The organism is Mycobacterium sp. GA-1285 (genome assembly GCF_001499905.1).
Lineage (GTDB): Bacteria > Actinomycetota > Actinomycetes > Mycobacteriales > Mycobacteriaceae > Mycobacterium.
On the sequence record NZ_LQIS01000003.1, the window covers coordinates 71321 to 85781 of the forward strand.

General features: G+C 66.6%; 15 protein-coding genes. 10 read left to right on the top strand and 5 right to left on the bottom strand.

The window, feature by feature from the left end:
* Positions 1 to 59 precede the first annotated feature (59 nt).
* Complete coding sequence (locus AU193_RS03100) at positions 60 to 1799, top strand: DUF4407 domain-containing protein (protein WP_064420888.1); 1740 nt, start codon at positions 60 to 62, stop codon at positions 1797 to 1799.
* Here the strand turns inward: AU193_RS03100 and AU193_RS03105 are convergent.
* Complete coding sequence (locus tag AU193_RS03105; RefSeq protein ID WP_064420889.1) at positions 1796 to 2767, bottom strand: hypothetical protein; 972 nt, start codon at positions 2765 to 2767, stop codon at positions 1796 to 1798. The genes AU193_RS03100 and AU193_RS03105 overlap by 4 nt on opposite strands.
* Before the next feature lie 38 nt (positions 2768 to 2805).
* Positions 2806 to 3147 carry a DUF732 domain-containing protein gene (locus AU193_RS03110; RefSeq protein ID WP_064420890.1) on the bottom strand — a complete coding sequence of 114 codons (342 nt, stop codon included), beginning with the start codon at positions 3145 to 3147 and terminating at the stop codon, positions 2806 to 2808.
* A gap of 170 nt (positions 3148 to 3317) precedes the next feature.
* Between AU193_RS03110 and AU193_RS03115 the strand changes: the two genes are divergently transcribed.
* A complete protein-coding gene (locus AU193_RS03115; RefSeq protein ID WP_064420960.1) occupies positions 3318 to 4982 on the top strand; it encodes an NERD domain-containing protein in 1665 nt (554 codons plus the stop codon).
* On the opposite strand, the gene AU193_RS23025 is transcribed toward AU193_RS03115, so the two are convergent.
* Both AU193_RS23025 and AU193_RS03120 read right to left on the bottom strand, forming a co-directional pair.
* Entirely contained in the window at positions 4979 to 5134 is a 156-nt protein-coding gene (locus AU193_RS23025; RefSeq protein WP_156425096.1) for a hypothetical protein, read from the bottom strand. The genes AU193_RS03115 and AU193_RS23025 overlap by 4 nt on opposite strands.
* Positions 5131 to 6585, bottom strand: a complete 1455-nt coding sequence (locus AU193_RS03120; protein WP_064420891.1) for an ADP-ribosylglycohydrolase family protein — start codon at positions 6583 to 6585, stop codon at positions 5131 to 5133. The genes AU193_RS23025 and AU193_RS03120 overlap by 4 nt, the downstream gene beginning before the upstream one ends.
* Positions 6586 to 6663: 78 nt before the next feature.
* Between AU193_RS03120 and AU193_RS03125 the strand changes: the two genes are divergently transcribed.
* The 3 genes from AU193_RS03125 to AU193_RS03140 all read left to right on the top strand — a co-directional run bounded on the left by AU193_RS03125 (position 6664) and on the right by AU193_RS03140 (position 8824).
* Entirely contained in the window at positions 6664 to 7347 is a 684-nt protein-coding gene (locus AU193_RS03125) for an NUDIX domain-containing protein (protein ID WP_064420961.1), read from the top strand.
* Between the two features lie 612 nt (positions 7348 to 7959).
* Entirely contained in the window at positions 7960 to 8313 is a 354-nt protein-coding gene (locus AU193_RS03135; protein ID WP_064420893.1) for a hypothetical protein, read from the top strand.
* Between the two features lie 190 nt (positions 8314 to 8503).
* Complete coding sequence (locus tag AU193_RS03140) at positions 8504 to 8824, top strand: hypothetical protein (RefSeq protein WP_064420894.1); 321 nt, start codon at positions 8504 to 8506, stop codon at positions 8822 to 8824.
* 37 nt (positions 8825 to 8861) lie between these two features.
* Here AU193_RS03140 and AU193_RS03145 read toward each other — a convergent pair whose 3' ends face one another.
* Complete coding sequence (locus tag AU193_RS03145; protein WP_064420895.1) at positions 8862 to 9878, bottom strand: TIGR03617 family F420-dependent LLM class oxidoreductase; 1017 nt, start codon at positions 9876 to 9878, stop codon at positions 8862 to 8864.
* Between the two features lie 254 nt (positions 9879 to 10132).
* On the opposite strand from AU193_RS03145, the gene AU193_RS03150 reads away from it, so the two are divergent.
* Genes AU193_RS03150 through AU193_RS03170 form a run of 5 tightly spaced genes read left to right on the top strand, consistent with a single transcriptional unit; the run spans position 10133 to position 14450 of the window.
* Complete coding sequence (locus AU193_RS03150; protein WP_253867592.1) at positions 10133 to 12442, top strand: nitric-oxide reductase large subunit; 2310 nt, start codon at positions 10133 to 10135, stop codon at positions 12440 to 12442.
* On the top strand, positions 12439 to 13083 hold the full coding sequence (locus AU193_RS03155) for a hypothetical protein (RefSeq protein ID WP_064420896.1): 645 nt from the start codon (positions 12439 to 12441) through the stop codon (positions 13081 to 13083). Before AU193_RS03150 ends, AU193_RS03155 begins: the two co-directional genes overlap by 4 nt.
* Complete coding sequence (locus AU193_RS03160) at positions 13083 to 13910, top strand: SPFH domain-containing protein (protein ID WP_064420897.1); 828 nt, start codon at positions 13083 to 13085, stop codon at positions 13908 to 13910. The genes AU193_RS03155 and AU193_RS03160 overlap by 1 nt, the downstream gene beginning before the upstream one ends.
* Entirely contained in the window at positions 13903 to 14220 is a 318-nt protein-coding gene (locus AU193_RS03165) for a hypothetical protein (RefSeq protein ID WP_064420898.1), read from the top strand. The genes AU193_RS03160 and AU193_RS03165 overlap by 8 nt, the downstream gene beginning before the upstream one ends.
* Positions 14217 to 14450, top strand: a complete 234-nt coding sequence (locus tag AU193_RS03170; protein ID WP_064420899.1) for a hypothetical protein — start codon at positions 14217 to 14219, stop codon at positions 14448 to 14450. The genes AU193_RS03165 and AU193_RS03170 overlap by 4 nt, the downstream gene beginning before the upstream one ends.
* Positions 14451 to 14461 lie beyond the last annotated feature (11 nt).

The window sequence follows — 14461 nt, forward strand, 5'->3', positions numbered from 1 at the left end:
CTGTCGTCGGTCGGCGCTCTGTCACGCCTGCACCTACCCGCAAGATTGTTGGAGTTTTGATGTCCGCCCAGAAAGTTTCTGAGCACGACCTCGTTGCCTCGCCGGTCGCGGCGGCGCTCGTCTGGCTCGGCGGTGGCGAGCGCCATGAGCCGAGTCCTCGCCATGAGCGGTCCACCCTGATCAGCGCCGGAGTCGTGGTCCTGGTTGCGGCGCTGCTGGCGTGGCTGGTGGCGGCCCTCGCGATGGCTGGGGCGACGTCCTGGCCGACGGCGGCCGTCATCGCGGCGGCCTCGGTGTTCGGCCTGCTGACCGGTGCGTTGAGCCGCGCGATCGCCGCCGGTGCGGTCCACGGCCCTGCTGTCGCCGGGCGTCCTGCTGTTGCGGTCGTGGTCGGGCTTGTGGTCGGCGAGCTTGCCGCGATCGTCGTGTTCAACGGATCGGTCGAGCGGCTGCTGGACGAGCGGGCGGCGCGCACGGCCGAGTCGACCCCGGCGGTCGCGCAATCCGCCGCCGATCTGGAGCGCAGCCGCACCGCCCGCGGCGAGCTCGACGCCGCCGTCGAGAAGGCCGTGCAGCGCCGCGAGGAAGCGTTGGTGGTGGCTCGCTGTGAGTTCAACCCCAGCCCCGAGTGCCCACAGACCGTCATCACCGGGGTGCCCGGCGCCGGTCCGGAAAATCGAACAGCGAACGAATACCTCGCCGACTCTCAGCGGACGCTCGACGCCACGCTGGCCGAGCGTGACCGTCGCGCACCGGTCATCGACGCTCAGATCGCCGACGACGAGCAGGCGTTGGCGCAGGCCCGACAGGCCGCCACGGCCGATGCGGACCGAGGACTGGGCGCGCGGTGGGTCGCCATGAACGACCACACGCTCGCCCACCCGGCTGCCCTGGTCCTGCGGCTGCTCGTCGACGGCTTCTTCGTGCTGCTGACCCTGCTGCCGCTGATGCTGCGGCGGTGGCGGGGTGAGACGTCGCAGGACCGCGGGATCGCCGCAGATGTCGAGCGGGAACGTGCCGAACTGCAGGCCGACACAGCGGTCGCGGTGAAACGCGCCGAGGTGCGCGCGGCCATCGACACCATGTGGGCCGAACAGCAACTGGCCAGCGCCCGGATCGCCGTCGAGGCACAACTCGAGATCGACCGCGAACAGCAACGCCGCCGGGTGATGGAAGCGATCGAGCCGCCGATTCCCGCACGTGCGGAACGCATTCCGCAGTCAGAGGATGTGTACCTGCCGATCGCCGCCGAAGCAGAGGCGGCGAGCCTGCGTGCGGTCGAGGAGCGGGTGCCCGCGGCCGACGCACCCGAGAACCTGCCGGCACCGGTTGACGACGACCGACCGGGGGAGCCGGCCAATGAAGCCGGACGGCCGCTGATCCCCGCTATCCCGGACGTCACCCGCGCCGCCGCGCGTTGGATTCGCCCCCTGGTGCCGCCCATAATCGTCAACGCGATCGACACCACCACCAAGCCGTTGCGGAGCGCGCGGCACATCTTCGAGGAAACCGAGGAGATCCACTTCTCGCTGCGACGCACCCGAAAGGTGACCACTCACCTCGAAGAGGGTGAAGACGTTGCGGGAGAACGTGATTCCGAAGCGGCGGCTCGGCCACAGACGACCTCGACGGTGTGGGGGGACGTTGACGAACAGGGCTACGGCCTGCTTGGCGGCGGTGCGGAGCACTCGTCGCCCGCAGTGCCGAAAGGGGGCGACGACCGCGCCGAACTCACCGGGGGCGGCCCTCGTGAATTGAGCGCACGTAGCGGCCCCCGGGAACTGCCGCCCGGGCGTTAACCCTTCGCGGCTGCGCGCACCTGTTTGTCGATTCGGTCGATGAGGTCGTCATCGACGACGACCTCGAGCACGACCGTGCCGTAATCGACATCGCCTGATGCGTAACGCGCCACCGTGGGCATTTCCTCGACCAGCTCGGCGAGCTCGTCGATGAACGCATGGAAGCCGTCGAGCGGGATATCCATCAGCAGCTTGCAGTCGGCGAGCAGCCCGGTGTACGCCGATGGCACGCGGACATCACGGCACCGCTCGGCCAGCTCGAGGAACCGCTCGTGAAAGTCCATCAGCCGGTTGGCCGCGTGCACGATGCCCTCGGCATCGGCGGTGCTCTCGTCGTCGCTGTCACCGAACACGTCCATGAGTGCTGGTGCGCGGATGAAGGATTCGACCTGATGGGCGAGTTCGTAGAGGTCGTCCAGGCAGTCCTCGACGAAAGCGGCCACCTGCGGACCGTTGGGTGCGTAGGGACCCCGCGCCGTTGTGTAGCCGAGATCGAGATCGCGGAGCCGCGGCCGCACGTCCGCGAGTCGTTGGACGAGAACGGACACGAACGCCGCCCACCGCCACTCCCTCCGCTTCTCAGCCAACAGCATGTCGAGTTCGGCTGAGGTATGGACGATCTCGGCGAAGCCATGGTTCTCTTCGGCCGCATCGGCCGGCGGTACGGATGGCTGTGGCGAGAGCGAGCTCATCAACTTTGCGCCCTCGACGCCGTAGATCCCCCTGGCGTCGCCGCGACGCGCCCACCGATGCTGCCGGTCGGCACGGTGAGCCAGGATTTCGGCCTCGCGTGCGGCGGCGAGCCGGCGCTCCTGCTCGCGTCGGACGATCGCCCGGATCGCGAAGAACAGCCCGATCGCGACGCCAACCCCGATGATGATCCAGTAGTAGGTGACGACGAACCAGATCAGGATCAGCATGCCGAAGACACCGGCCACTCCACCGGAATCCGAACCGCGGCTTGCCATCACGACCGCCCGTACACCTTGGCGAACATCTCGAGCACCTACAGCGGCTGCGTGTAGCCGATCCCGCGCGCCCATTCGACGACCGCCGGCTTGGCGTCCAGGCACATCGTGTTGACTGCCGACAGCAGCACGATCGCCGACTCCGCCGGCGCGAACCCCGTTCGTTGCAGCTTGCCCAGGACCGCCGGCGGCGGCGCCCCGAAGCGAAGCTCGTGACAGAGCTCCTTGCCGATGTCGATCATGTCGACCATCGAGCTGTAGTAGACGCCCATGTTGTCGAGCTGCGCGATGAAGTCGTACTGATCGGCGTGCGCCGGAGTCGACGACAGCACCGATCCGCAGACCGCGAGCGCACCCGCGATTACCCCACGTTCGCGCATGATCCCCCCTTGATTTAGCGCTTGAGGGTGACCATAAACCGACCCACCGACAAATCCGCGGCACCAGCCTCACCCGCAGTGACGGACCCCGTGGCTAACATCGAGACCAAGCTCATGGGGGAGGGGTTCGACATGCGGTGGTGGCATCGAAGCACGGCACGGACGCGCCGATGACCATCACGCCCACCGATACGCCGCGGCTGGCCAACCGCGCCGAACGACGGGTCTACCAGGCGCTCCTCGAGCAACTTCAGCCCAACGACCTCGTCATCGCCGGCCAACGCGTCACCGACCACCTCAAGGACCACGAGGTCGACTTCGTCGTCGCCATCGAAGGCGCCGGCATCGTCTGCTTGGAGGTCAAGGGTGGCGAAGTCTGGCACGACGGCGAGAGCTGGCGACAGAAGCGCGGTGGGCGCGAGTACACCATCGAGCCCGTCCGCCAGGCGCGGGAAGCGTGCTACGCCCTGCGCGACTACATCGAAAAGGACCCCCGCTGGACACAGGGCCGGCTGCGCTGGGACCACGTCGTTGTGCTGCCCAACACCGAACTGCCCGACGACTTCGCGTTGTCGGACTGCCCGCGTTGGAAGGTCATCGACCGCAACGACCTCAAGGACATCGACGGCAAGCTGCGCTACGTTCTGGTCAGCCAGGAACTCAACCGTCCGCTGCTCAACGCGGACGGCATCGACCAGATCATCACCGCGCTCAGCGGGCGTGGGCTGCCGCAGCGCGACGTCGTCGCCCGGGCGATGGCCAACGAGGATGCCGCCGACGCGCTGACCGAGCACCAGGCCGTCATCCTCGACGCGACTCGGCTGCTCAACCGCATCGAGGTCCGCGGTGGCGCGGGCAGCGGCAAGACGTTCCTGGCGATGGAACAGGCTCGTCGGCTGGCGCAGCGAGGGCAGCGCGTCGCGCTCGTCTGCTATTCCCACGGCCTGGCGTCGTACCTGGATCGCATCACCGCCACCTGGCCGCGGCGACAACAGCCCGGCTACGTCGGCGAGTTCCATGCCCTCGGCATGCTGTGGGGCGCACCCGAGGGACCCGACGAGTCACTGCGCACCGACGAGACCGTCAAGTTCTGGGAACACGATCTCCCCGTGCAAATGGCCGAGCTGGCTATGCAATTGGAAACCGGTCATCGCTTCGAATCCATCGTCGTCGACGAGGCGCAGGACTTCGCCGACTCGTGGTGGGAACCGCTGCTGATCGCGCTGAAGGATCCCGACGAGGGCGGCCTGTACGTGTTCACCGACGAAGGGCAGCGTGTCTTCAATCGCTACGGGTCTCCACCGGTGCCGTTGGTCCCGCTGATTCTCGATCACAACCTGCGCAACACGCGCCAGATCGCGAACGCGTTCCAACCGCTGGTCGACCACCCGATGCGGTTTCTCGGAGGGGAGGGGCCGGCGGTCGAGTTCGTCTCCTGCAGTCGCGAGGACGCGCTGGACGTCGGCGACGATCAGATCGAGGCACTCCTCGAAGAGGGCTGGCGGCCCGAGGATCTCGCACTGTTGACGACCGGAAGCCGGCACCCCGAGCAGACCGAGCGGCAGAAGGCAGGCCACAAGGCGTACTGGGACAGCTTCTGGGACAACGACCAGGTGTTCTACGGCCACGTGCTCGGCTTCAAGGGTCTCGAGCGACGCGCGGTCGTCCTGGTGGTCAACGATTCGAGCCAGTTCGAGCGCTCCCGCGAACGACTCTACGTCGGACTGTCGCGGGCGCGTGACCGACTCGTGGTGTGCGGCGATCCCGAGTTCATCCGTGAGGTGGGTGGGCCGGATCTGGCGCGGCGGCTGAATCTGCCTCCCGCTCAGAGCTAGTCGTACTCCCACGGCGGTTTGCGGTCGTCGTCGTCGTTGTACCGGCCGTCCCGGTTACATGTGTCGCAGTCCTCGCCGTAGAAGCAGTACGGGTTGGCCGGTTCCCAGTACACCCCGCCGCCGATCTCCTTGTAGTAGCCGTGTCTGCTCATTGATCCCGCCATTCGGTCTTTGGTCCTATGCGTCGCAACGCCTCTCGGAAAGCATGGTTCGGATACGAAGCCGGCAGGACCGCCTGGATGTCGCGTATCGCGTCCTCGACGTCGACGCCCCGCAGTCGGGCGCCGTACAGCGCCCCGATGGTGGGTGTGCGGCTGTACGCGGCAACGCAGTGCACGAGTACGGTGCGTCCCTCGCGCCGGAACTGCTCGACCAGGCGCACCGTGTCCAACAAGACGAAGTCCAGGTGCGGATTCTCGTCGGAGTCGATCTGATCGATCAGGCGGACTTCGGCTTGCGGGAATCCGGTGATCACGTCCTCGTCGGCCAGCCGACACAATGAAACAACAGCGTCCACGCCCCCAGGCAGTTTGCGCAGTACCCCTATGCCGCCGAGAAGGACGGCGTCGTCGTACGGGTGCCGCGCGAAGGTGTCGATCGCCGACCCTGGGTAGGAGAAGTCGAATTGGTCGGGCTTGCCCCTGCGCTCGATCGCCGCGGCAAGCTGCACGAGGCCATGCGCATTCATTCCCGGCCAGCCGTGCAGTAGCCGTCGCCAACTACCGGGCACTGCCGACGCGCCATATGTTGCACCTAGGAGACCGCCACCGATCGCCGCGACCGTATCGGTGTCGTATCCCGCTCGGACCGCCGCATCCAGGGCAAGTCGCAAATGGTCTGCCCGGAAAACACCGGCGCGCGGATCATCCCGTGGCACCGGCGTGGTCGCGATCGCAGACCACGCCGCCTGCAGCGCGGTAACGACCCAGCCATTGTTGGGGAATGACGACGGACGCGCGGCTTCAGCGTCGTCGAGACGCTTCGCCCAGAGCTTGCGACGGTCCGCTTCGAGGTGACGCAGCCCGATCCGCACATCGAGTTCGCCGGTCAGTACGGCGTTGCGGATTGCGCTGCACCACAACACGCAGGCATCGCCTGCGTCCGGACCGAAGTGGGTGAGCTCGCTGATCGCCCGGGCTGCGTCGACCATCGCATCCTCGTCGTCGAGATATGCGAGTGCGACAGGCGCTGTGCGCATCAACGCGCCATTGCCTCCGGTGCGGCCCTTACGCTGATGCAACTGTGCCGATTCAGCGCGGGCACCCGCCGCGGTGATCTCACCGCCGCGCGAGGCGGCCGTCAAGACAGAACGCGTCTGGATGCCAACGTCTTTCGCATCGCGCATCCACTCGTGCCACCGTCGGACGACCGCGTCCTGCGCGGCGGCGTGGCGGAGATCTGCGCCCGTCGCGGCAACCTCCGCGATCGCGATCGCCATCGATGTGTCGTCGGTCCACTCGCCTGGTTCCCACCCGCCACCGCCGACCATCGCCACTTCGGATTCGAACCCGCGAGGCGGGTGGAACTCGTAGGGTGCGCCCAACGCGTCGCCGGCCGCGGTCGCCAGCAGCACACCCTCTATCCGATCGTTGAAAGAACTCATATCCAGCCGCCTCCTCCCAATGCAAGTTTGCGCGAATATGCGCTAAATGTCAAGACGCGGTACGCTGTGGCCGCGACCATGAGCGAGCGACGGTATCGAGACACCAGCGGACGGACCCTCGAGGACTATCCGCGGCCCTCCGTCGCCGTGGACACGGCCGTGCTCACCCTCGACGACCATCTCGGGCTCGTGGTGCTCGAAGTGCGGCGCCCCCAGCACGAAACCGGGTGGGCGCTGCCCGGTACCTTCCTGCACGAAGGGGAGAGGCTCGCGGACGCGGTGGATCGGTCGCTACGGACGAAGGCCAACGTGCGGGGCCTGCGTCCGCGACAACTCCATGTCTTCGACGATCCCGCGAGAGATGACCGCGGGTGGGTCTTGTCCGTGGCTCACGTCCAGGTGGTTCGGCAAGAACAGTTGGCCGACCGTTTTGCTGAGACAACGAGGCTGGTGTCGATCGATTCGCCTGGGCGGCTGCCGTACGACCACGCGGACATCATCGAGCTCGCGGTCGACGATGTTCAGGCGCGCTATCGCGAAAAGCCCGATCCGGATGGACTTCTCGGCGATGAGTTCACTCTGCGGGAGTTGCGGATCGCACACGAAGCGATCGCCGGCCGCGCGCTGCAGCGCGACACGTTCCGGCGCGCAATGGAGCCACACCTCGTCGCGACCGGAACCACGACGACCGGTTTAAGGGGGCGGCCGGCGGAGCTCTTCCGCCGACTCGGAGCGGAAGCGCCGAGACGCCGCAGGGTCTGACGCGCGGAATCGAGCCGGGACTTTCAACGCAATGCCCGCACCCGCCCTGAATCGGCTGCGAAAGGATGATTCAGCGTGAGCTGATCTCCCATTCCCTCCGGATCTATGCGGCGTTGAGCGATCGGGCTTCAACTTCTTTGATCGCCCGTCGTAGTTGATCGGCTAGATACCACTCGTCTCCGCGATGGGCATCGCGTAGAGCCTTGTCGACAGCCGACTTCGCAGCCGTCAGGTGCCGTCGTCGTTCGTCGCCGGCGGTGGCAATGGCGTCAAGCGTGGCGGCCACGGCCTCTTCGCAAGCACCCGCGAATCCGGTGATATTCCTGGCCGACATGCTGGCCTCCTGGCGCTAGGCTTGACCAACCCTTCAGTCGCGAAGGCGTGGGCGGGGCCCACGCTCCGCATCTGGAAAGCCCTGTCGGACAGGGTTGTTCCCCATTTACCGGGTTGTAAACCAGAATGGCTCAGGAGCTTCTGGCGCTACGCGGACAGGGCCGATTGTCCTTCAGCGCCGAACCGTGCCCAGACAGTCACGCCGGCGACTCTGGGCCGGGCTGGCGTGTCGGTGAAACCGCATCGCCAGTACTCCGACGTCGCGCTAAGCTCTCCTTCATGGAGCTACTACGCAACGTAGTTGTACTGCTGCACATCGTCGGCTTCGCGATCACGTTCGGCGGGTGGGCGGCGGAGGCGTTGGCGCGACGCTTCCGCACGACGCGCGCCATGGACTACGGGCTGCTGCTTTCGCTGCTCACCGGACTCGCGCTGGCCGCGCCGTGGCCCGCCGGCATCGAACTCAACTATCCGAAGATCGGGGTCAAACTCGTCATCCTCGTGATCCTCGGCGGAGTCCTCGGCATGGGCAGCGCCCGTCAGAAGCGCACCGGCCACCCGATACCGCGCCCGATGTTCTGGTCGATCGGCGTCTTGTCGTTCGCCGCCGCCGCCATCGCCGTGCTGTGGTGATTCAACAGGAGCAGCAAACTGATGAATGCTTGAATCGCCATATGTACCTGGAATAATGGTGTAGTGACGCAAACTGCAATCGAACGTCTTCATATCGTCGAGGGAGTCGACTGGAAGGACGCGGTGATCACTCTGCTGGAGGATTCGCATCCGCACGGTCGACTTCCCCGAACGCCCGCAACCGCAGCCGGTGATCAGGGAAGCGACCAACGTGCCGAGTTACTTCTACGGCCCGATACCCGACAAGTGTTGGCTGCCAGAGCTTCCCGCCGATTGGCCCGGCGTACTGTGCCCCCGCTGCGACACCGCCATGCGTGAGGGCGGCTTCACGAGCCTGATCGACTACCTGTTCTCCCAGCATCCGCGGTGTCCCTACTGCGGCGCCCAGCGGACGCAGAGCGCGCAGTTCGGGCACGTTTTTCATCTGGACTTTCCGCCCTGGGACGACTACCGGGGCTGTGTCCGCCGTAACGACGACTGGACCTGCACCGAATGCGGCAGCCAGTGGTGACTCGGTCAAGGCGAGTCCGCCTGGCCGCCCGGATCTATCAGCGCTGCGAAATGCGCTGCGCCACCTCGCCGTAACGCTCGAACCGATCGGGGTCCGCCAGCGCGTTGTACAGTACGACGCGTGACGCCACCCCGCCGTACTTCGCGATGAGCGCGTCCGCCAACCCGTCCCACGTCGACTCCGTCGCGAACGTCGCGATGTGCTGATCGCTGATACACGCGGCCATGCCTGCGAAGTCACCGGCCTTCTGCTTCTCCCGGATGCGTGCCGTCGTGCCCTCGAATCCCGCCTCGTCCCAAATGAAGGCGTAGTTGGGCGTGCTGCCGTAGAAGCTCATGCTCGTGCGCACCAGCTCCCGCTCACGATGGCGCTCTTCGCCGGTGTCGCCGACGATCGTCATCACCGGCACGATCACGGCGATGTCATCGGTCGAGCGCCCCGACTTCGCCGCTCCTTCAGCCACGTTGGGCAGCACGTGCCGCTCGATGTATCCGGGTTCGCCGAGTGGATGCACATGGATCCCGTCGGCCACCTCGCCGGCCATCCGCAGCATCCACGGGTTCACCGCTGCCACGTCGACCTTCGGATCGGGCGCGTCGATCGGGCCCGCGCTCCACTGTGGCGTGATGAAGTCCAGGCTGTAGAAGTCGCCGCGGTGCTCCAGCTTGCCCGTCCGGAACGCATGGAAGCACGCCTTCACCGCCAGCACGTAATCCCGCAACCGCGGACCCGGGCGCTCGAACTCCATCCCGTAGCGGCGCACCACATGCGTGCGGACCTGAGTGCCCAAACCAAGGCGGAACCGTCCCGCCGTCGCCTCTTGCAACTCCCACGCCGTCGCCGCCGTCACGAACGGGCTGCGCGGAAACGCCACTGCCACGCCCGTCGACAACTCCAACCCCGGCGCCGCCTGCGCCGCTACCGCCGCATTCATGTACGGCGTGCGGCCGGTCTCGGTGAACAGCAAACCCGAGAAGCCGGCCGTCTGCGTCCGCCGAGCCAGCTCACCGATCTCCTGTAGCGGCTGCGGGGTGGTCATCACGTCGACGTGCACAGTCGCACCTTACGCGCGGCCTGCGATTTGCCACGCGCGCTTTGGCTAGCCTCCACTCACAACGGACAAGGCCGACGCGAACTTTCGAAACGTCCACCACTTCCGCGACGCCTTTCGTTACTTTGGCTAGACGCTGAGATCGTGAACCGATGTCGCCGGAAGGGATGGCCGTGACAGATCAGTTCTTGGAGCCCGCGCCGAGCAAGGCAGAACTCGCCATCTCCAAAGGCTGGGTCCAGGGCGTCGCCCTGGTGATGGTGTTCGGCTTCCTGATCATGGGCATGCTGGCCGCCCGGACCTACTCCGACTCGATGCCGCTGCCGCAGCGCGTCGTCGGACCCGACGGCCAGACGCTCTACACCGAGCAAGACATCACCGCCGGGCAGCAGATCTTCCTTCGCCGCGGGCTGCAGCAGTACGGGTCGGTGATGGGTCACGGCGGCTACCTCGGACCGGACTACACCGCCGAATACCTGCGGCTGTCCGCCGACCACGTCGGCCAGGAACTGCGCGACGCCGGAGCGCAGGACCCGACCGCCTCCGTCGTCGAGATGATGCGGACCAACCGCTACGACGAGGCAACCGGAACGCTGCAGTTCACCGCCGAGCAGGTGAGCGCCTTCGAGAAGATCCGCGATTACTACGCCGACTTCTTCGGCACCGATTCCACCGAGTACGGCCTCATCCCGCAGGTCATCACCGACCCGCAGGAAATCAAGGAGCTGACAGCGTTTTTCAGCTGGACCGCCTGGGCCAGTGCGGCCCAACGCGACGGCCACTCCTACTCGTACACCAACAACTGGCCACCCGAACAGCGCGTCAACAACACCCCGACAGCCGACATCCTGGTCTGGTCGGCGATGTCGCTGATCGCGCTGCTCGCCGGGCTCGGCGCGTTGTTCGCCCTCTACGGCCGGTGGAGCCGCAAAATCGGTTGGCATGCAACCGAAACCCCGTCGCTGAAGTTCCGCCAGCCCGGCGAGGTCGCGATCACCCCGTCCCAGAAGGCGACCGCGTGGTTCTTCCTCGTCGTCGTGGTGCTCTTCCTTGCCCAGGCGATACTGGGCGGCGCGATCGAGCATTACCGCGCCGAGCTGAGCAACTTCTTCGGTCTGGACCTGGCCCAGCTGCTGCCGTTCAACCTGGCGCGGACCTGGCACGTGCAGCTGTCGCTGCTGTGGACCGCGGCGTCGTTCCTCGCCGCGGGGATCTTCCTGGCGCCGATCATCTCCGGCCGCGAACCGCGCCGGCAGTCCTGGCTGACTTACGGCCTGCTCGGCGCGTTGTTCGTCGTCGTCGCCGGCACCCTGATCGGCACGGCGCTGAGCACCTTCGGCGTCGAGTGGGCGAAGGGCTCGATCTTCTTCGACCAGCAGTGGGAATACCTTGACCTGCCGCGCTTCTGGCAGGCGTTGCTGGTGATCGGGCTGTTCCTGTGGATGGCGATCATCTTCCGCGCGATCCGGTCTCGGCTGAAAACCGAGAGCAAGCTCAACATGCCGTGGCTGTTCTTCTACGCCGGGCTGGCCATCCCCGCGTTCTACGCCGTCGGCATGCTCGCCGGCACCGAAACCCACTTGACCGTCGCCGAATTCTGGCGGTTCTGGGTGGTGCACCTGTGGGTCGAGGACTTCCTCGAGCTGTTCACCACGGTCATGGTCGCCTACATCTTCGTGATGTTGGGCGTGGTGCGACGCAAGATCGCGATCCAGCTGATCTTCCTCGACATCATCCTGTACTCCATGGGCGGCGTGATCGGCACGATGCACCACCTGTACTTCTCCGGAACTCCTGTGGAGCACATGGCTCTTGGCGCGTTCTTCTCCGCGCTGGAGGTCATCCCGCTGACGTTCCTGACCGTCGAGGCGTGGACGTTCCTGCAGCTGGGTTCGCGGCAGCAGTCGCGCAGCAGCGCGCCGTTCCCACACCGATGGGCGGTGATGTTCCTGGTCGCCGTCGGCTTCTGGAACTTCGTCGGCGCAGGCATTTTCGGCTTCCTGATCAACCTGCCGATCGTGTCGTACTACCAGATCGGCACCGCGCTGACGGCCAACCACGCGCACGGCGCGATGATGGGCGTCTACGGCATGCTCGCCGTCGGTTTGGCGCTCTTCGCGCTTCGCTACATCATCCCGCCGCAACGCTGGCCGGAGAAGCTGGCGAAGCTGTCGTTCTGGTCGCTCAACATCGGGTTGGCGTGGATGGTGTTCGCCACGCTGCTGCCGCTCGGCGTGCTGCAGCTGTGGCACTCGGTCAACGACGGCTACTACGAGGCCCGCACCTTGAACTACATCACCCAGTCGGGCAACGTCGTGCTCGAGTGGCTGCGCATGCCCGGTGACTTCCTGTTCATCCTCGGCGGCGTCCTGCCGTTGGTCTGGATCGCCTGGCTCGGTGTGCGTTACGGCATCAAGGCGACCACACACACGCTGCCCGCCGAGACGTTGTTCGTCGAGGAGCACGCCCACGCCGAGGAGGACCGCACCGGTATGGCGGTACCGGGACGCAGTCGGTACGCGTCGGACCGGCGGGTGACGCCCGACGAAAGCGGTGAGGGCCCGTGATCGCCGGCATCGGGATCGCCGCCTGGCTGACGATCGGCTACGCGCTGGTGCTCGTCGCCATTGCCTACGGGATCGACACATTCGCCCGGCGCGCTGCAGCCAAAATCGAGGGGCACCGCACGGGCGCATTCGTCTACCACGAGGACCACGATGCTTGGCAATGCCCGGAGGATCAGTGGTTGTGGCCCACGTCCTTTGACCCCGACAACCGGGTCATGCGCTACCGGGGCACCCCGTCGATCTGCAACGCCTGCCCGGTCAAGCACACCTGCACCTCGTCGCATGACGGACGCGAGGTGAGCCGGGCGATCGACAGTTGGCCGGCATCGGAAGCGGCGCGGTTCCACCGCGGAATCGCCTGCGCCGTCACCGTCATCGCGGTCATCCTGCCCCTGGTGACCGCGATCGCGGCCGACACCGCGCCGGAGGCGCTGCTGCTGCTGGGAACCGCCGTCGTCGTCGGTGTGCTGTCGTTGCCGCTGTGGTCGCATCTGCGCCGCACCCCCGCGGTGCCGGACGGGGTCGTGTTCCAGTCGCTCGACGAGAACGTCGAGGAACGAGAGCGGTTGGCCAAAGCGGAGATCCGGCGTCGTAGCTCGTATGCGTCCGACCGGCGAGCCGAATCGCGGGAGGTGCTCTGATGGACGCGTGGTTGGTGGTCGTGGTGTTCTTCGCGATCGCGCTGCTGGCGGTCGCGGTCGCGTCGGTACGCGTGGTCAAGGAGTACGAGCGTGGGGTGGCGTTTCGCCTCGGCCGGCTGCGCGGACCGCTGGGGCCCGGCATCGTCGTCGTCCTGCCTGGCATCGACAAGCTCGTGCGAGTGGACCTGCGGACGGTGACCCTGACGATTCCGCCGCAGGAGGTCATCACCCGCGACAACGTGACCGCGCGCGTCAACGCCGTCGTGCTGTTTCGGGTGACCGATCCCACGAAATCGGTGATGGCCGTGGAGAACTTCGCGATCGCGACGTCGCAGATCGCGCAGACCACGCTGCGTTCGGTCGTGGGACGCGCGGACCTCGACACGCTGCTGGCGCACCGCGCCGATCTCAACGAGGATCTCGCGGCGTCGATCGCGAAGCAGACCGAACCGTGGGGAGTCGTCGTCGAGGTCGTCGAGATCAAGGACGTCGAGATCCCCGAGATGATGCAGCGGGCGATGGCCCGCGAGGCGGAGGCCGAACGGGAACGGCGCGCGAAGGTGATCAGCGCACGCGGCGAACTGCAGGCGTCGACCGAACTGCGCGACGCCGCGATCACCCTCAGCGAGAGCCCGGCGTCACTGCAATTGCGGTATCTGCAGACCCTGCTCGAACTCGGCGCCGACCAGAACTCCACCGTCGTCTTCCCGATCCCGATGGACATCGTGCGCCCGTTCCTCGAAGGTTCACGGTCCGACAAGGCCGTCGACACCGGCGGCCCCAGTGAGGCGGTTCCCCACATCAGGAGGGTGAAATCCGATGAGTAGCACCACACCTGACCCCGCGGCCGTCGGCGAGTCCGACGTTGCCCCGGACGACGGCCGTCCCGTCGTGCTCGAGCCGACGCCGCCCGGCCTGTGGCGGGCGCTGCTGGGAACGGCAGTCGCCGTGCTGGCACCGCTGTTCGGGTTCCTCGTCGGCGGGATATTCGGAGCCGGGACGACCGGCGACTCCGTCGATCCGATGTTTCTGTCGCTGTTCGCCGGCATCGTGATCGGCGGCCTCGGCGTGCTCGTGGCGCTCTCCGGGGGCGCGCGGCTGTGGCGGTACTTCCACCGCCAGGACGCACAGCAGTGAGTCTCGACGACGCCATTCGCCTTATTGGCCTCTGTGAATTCGACCTCGAGTTGCAGATCGTCGAGCGCGACGACAGCGATCTCGCCCACGCGGCACGCATCGCCCCGCTCACCGGTCAGCAACGGCTCGATCGTCGCGCCCGACTGGCGACATGTCGTTTCGGCCGTCGGGAACTGGGGGATACGTTGACCTACGCCGCGATGCGGTGTCCACCGAGATCTATGGTGTGACAGTTGAAATC

What these genes read in the sequence shown, in the direction of transcription:
- AU193_RS03100 (WP_064420888.1), top strand. Translation starts at nt 60, where the DNA reads ATGTCCGCCCAGAAAGTTTCTGAGCACGACCTCGTTGCCTCGCCGGTC.
- AU193_RS03105 (WP_064420889.1), bottom strand. Translation starts at nt 2,767, where the DNA reads ATGGCAAGCCGCGGTTCGGATTCCGGTGGAGTGGCCGGTGTCTTCGGC.
- AU193_RS03110 (WP_064420890.1), bottom strand. Translation starts at nt 3,147, where the DNA reads ATGCGCGAACGTGGGGTAATCGCGGGTGCGCTCGCGGTCTGCGGATCG.
- AU193_RS03115 (WP_064420960.1), top strand. Translation starts at nt 3,318, where the DNA reads ATGACCATCACGCCCACCGATACGCCGCGGCTGGCCAACCGCGCCGAA.
- AU193_RS23025 (WP_156425096.1), bottom strand. Translation starts at nt 5,134, where the DNA reads ATGAGCAGACACGGCTACTACAAGGAGATCGGCGGCGGGGTGTACTGG.
- AU193_RS03120 (WP_064420891.1), bottom strand. Translation starts at nt 6,585, where the DNA reads ATGAGTTCTTTCAACGATCGGATAGAGGGTGTGCTGCTGGCGACCGCG.
- AU193_RS03125 (WP_064420961.1), top strand. Translation starts at nt 6,664, where the DNA reads ATGAGCGAGCGACGGTATCGAGACACCAGCGGACGGACCCTCGAGGAC.
- AU193_RS03135 (WP_064420893.1), top strand. Translation starts at nt 7,960, where the DNA reads ATGGAGCTACTACGCAACGTAGTTGTACTGCTGCACATCGTCGGCTTC.
- AU193_RS03150 (WP_253867592.1), top strand. Translation starts at nt 10,133, where the DNA reads ATGGTGTTCGGCTTCCTGATCATGGGCATGCTGGCCGCCCGGACCTAC.
- AU193_RS03160 (WP_064420897.1), top strand. Translation starts at nt 13,083, where the DNA reads ATGGACGCGTGGTTGGTGGTCGTGGTGTTCTTCGCGATCGCGCTGCTG.
- AU193_RS03165 (WP_064420898.1), top strand. Translation starts at nt 13,903, where the DNA reads ATGAGTAGCACCACACCTGACCCCGCGGCCGTCGGCGAGTCCGACGTT.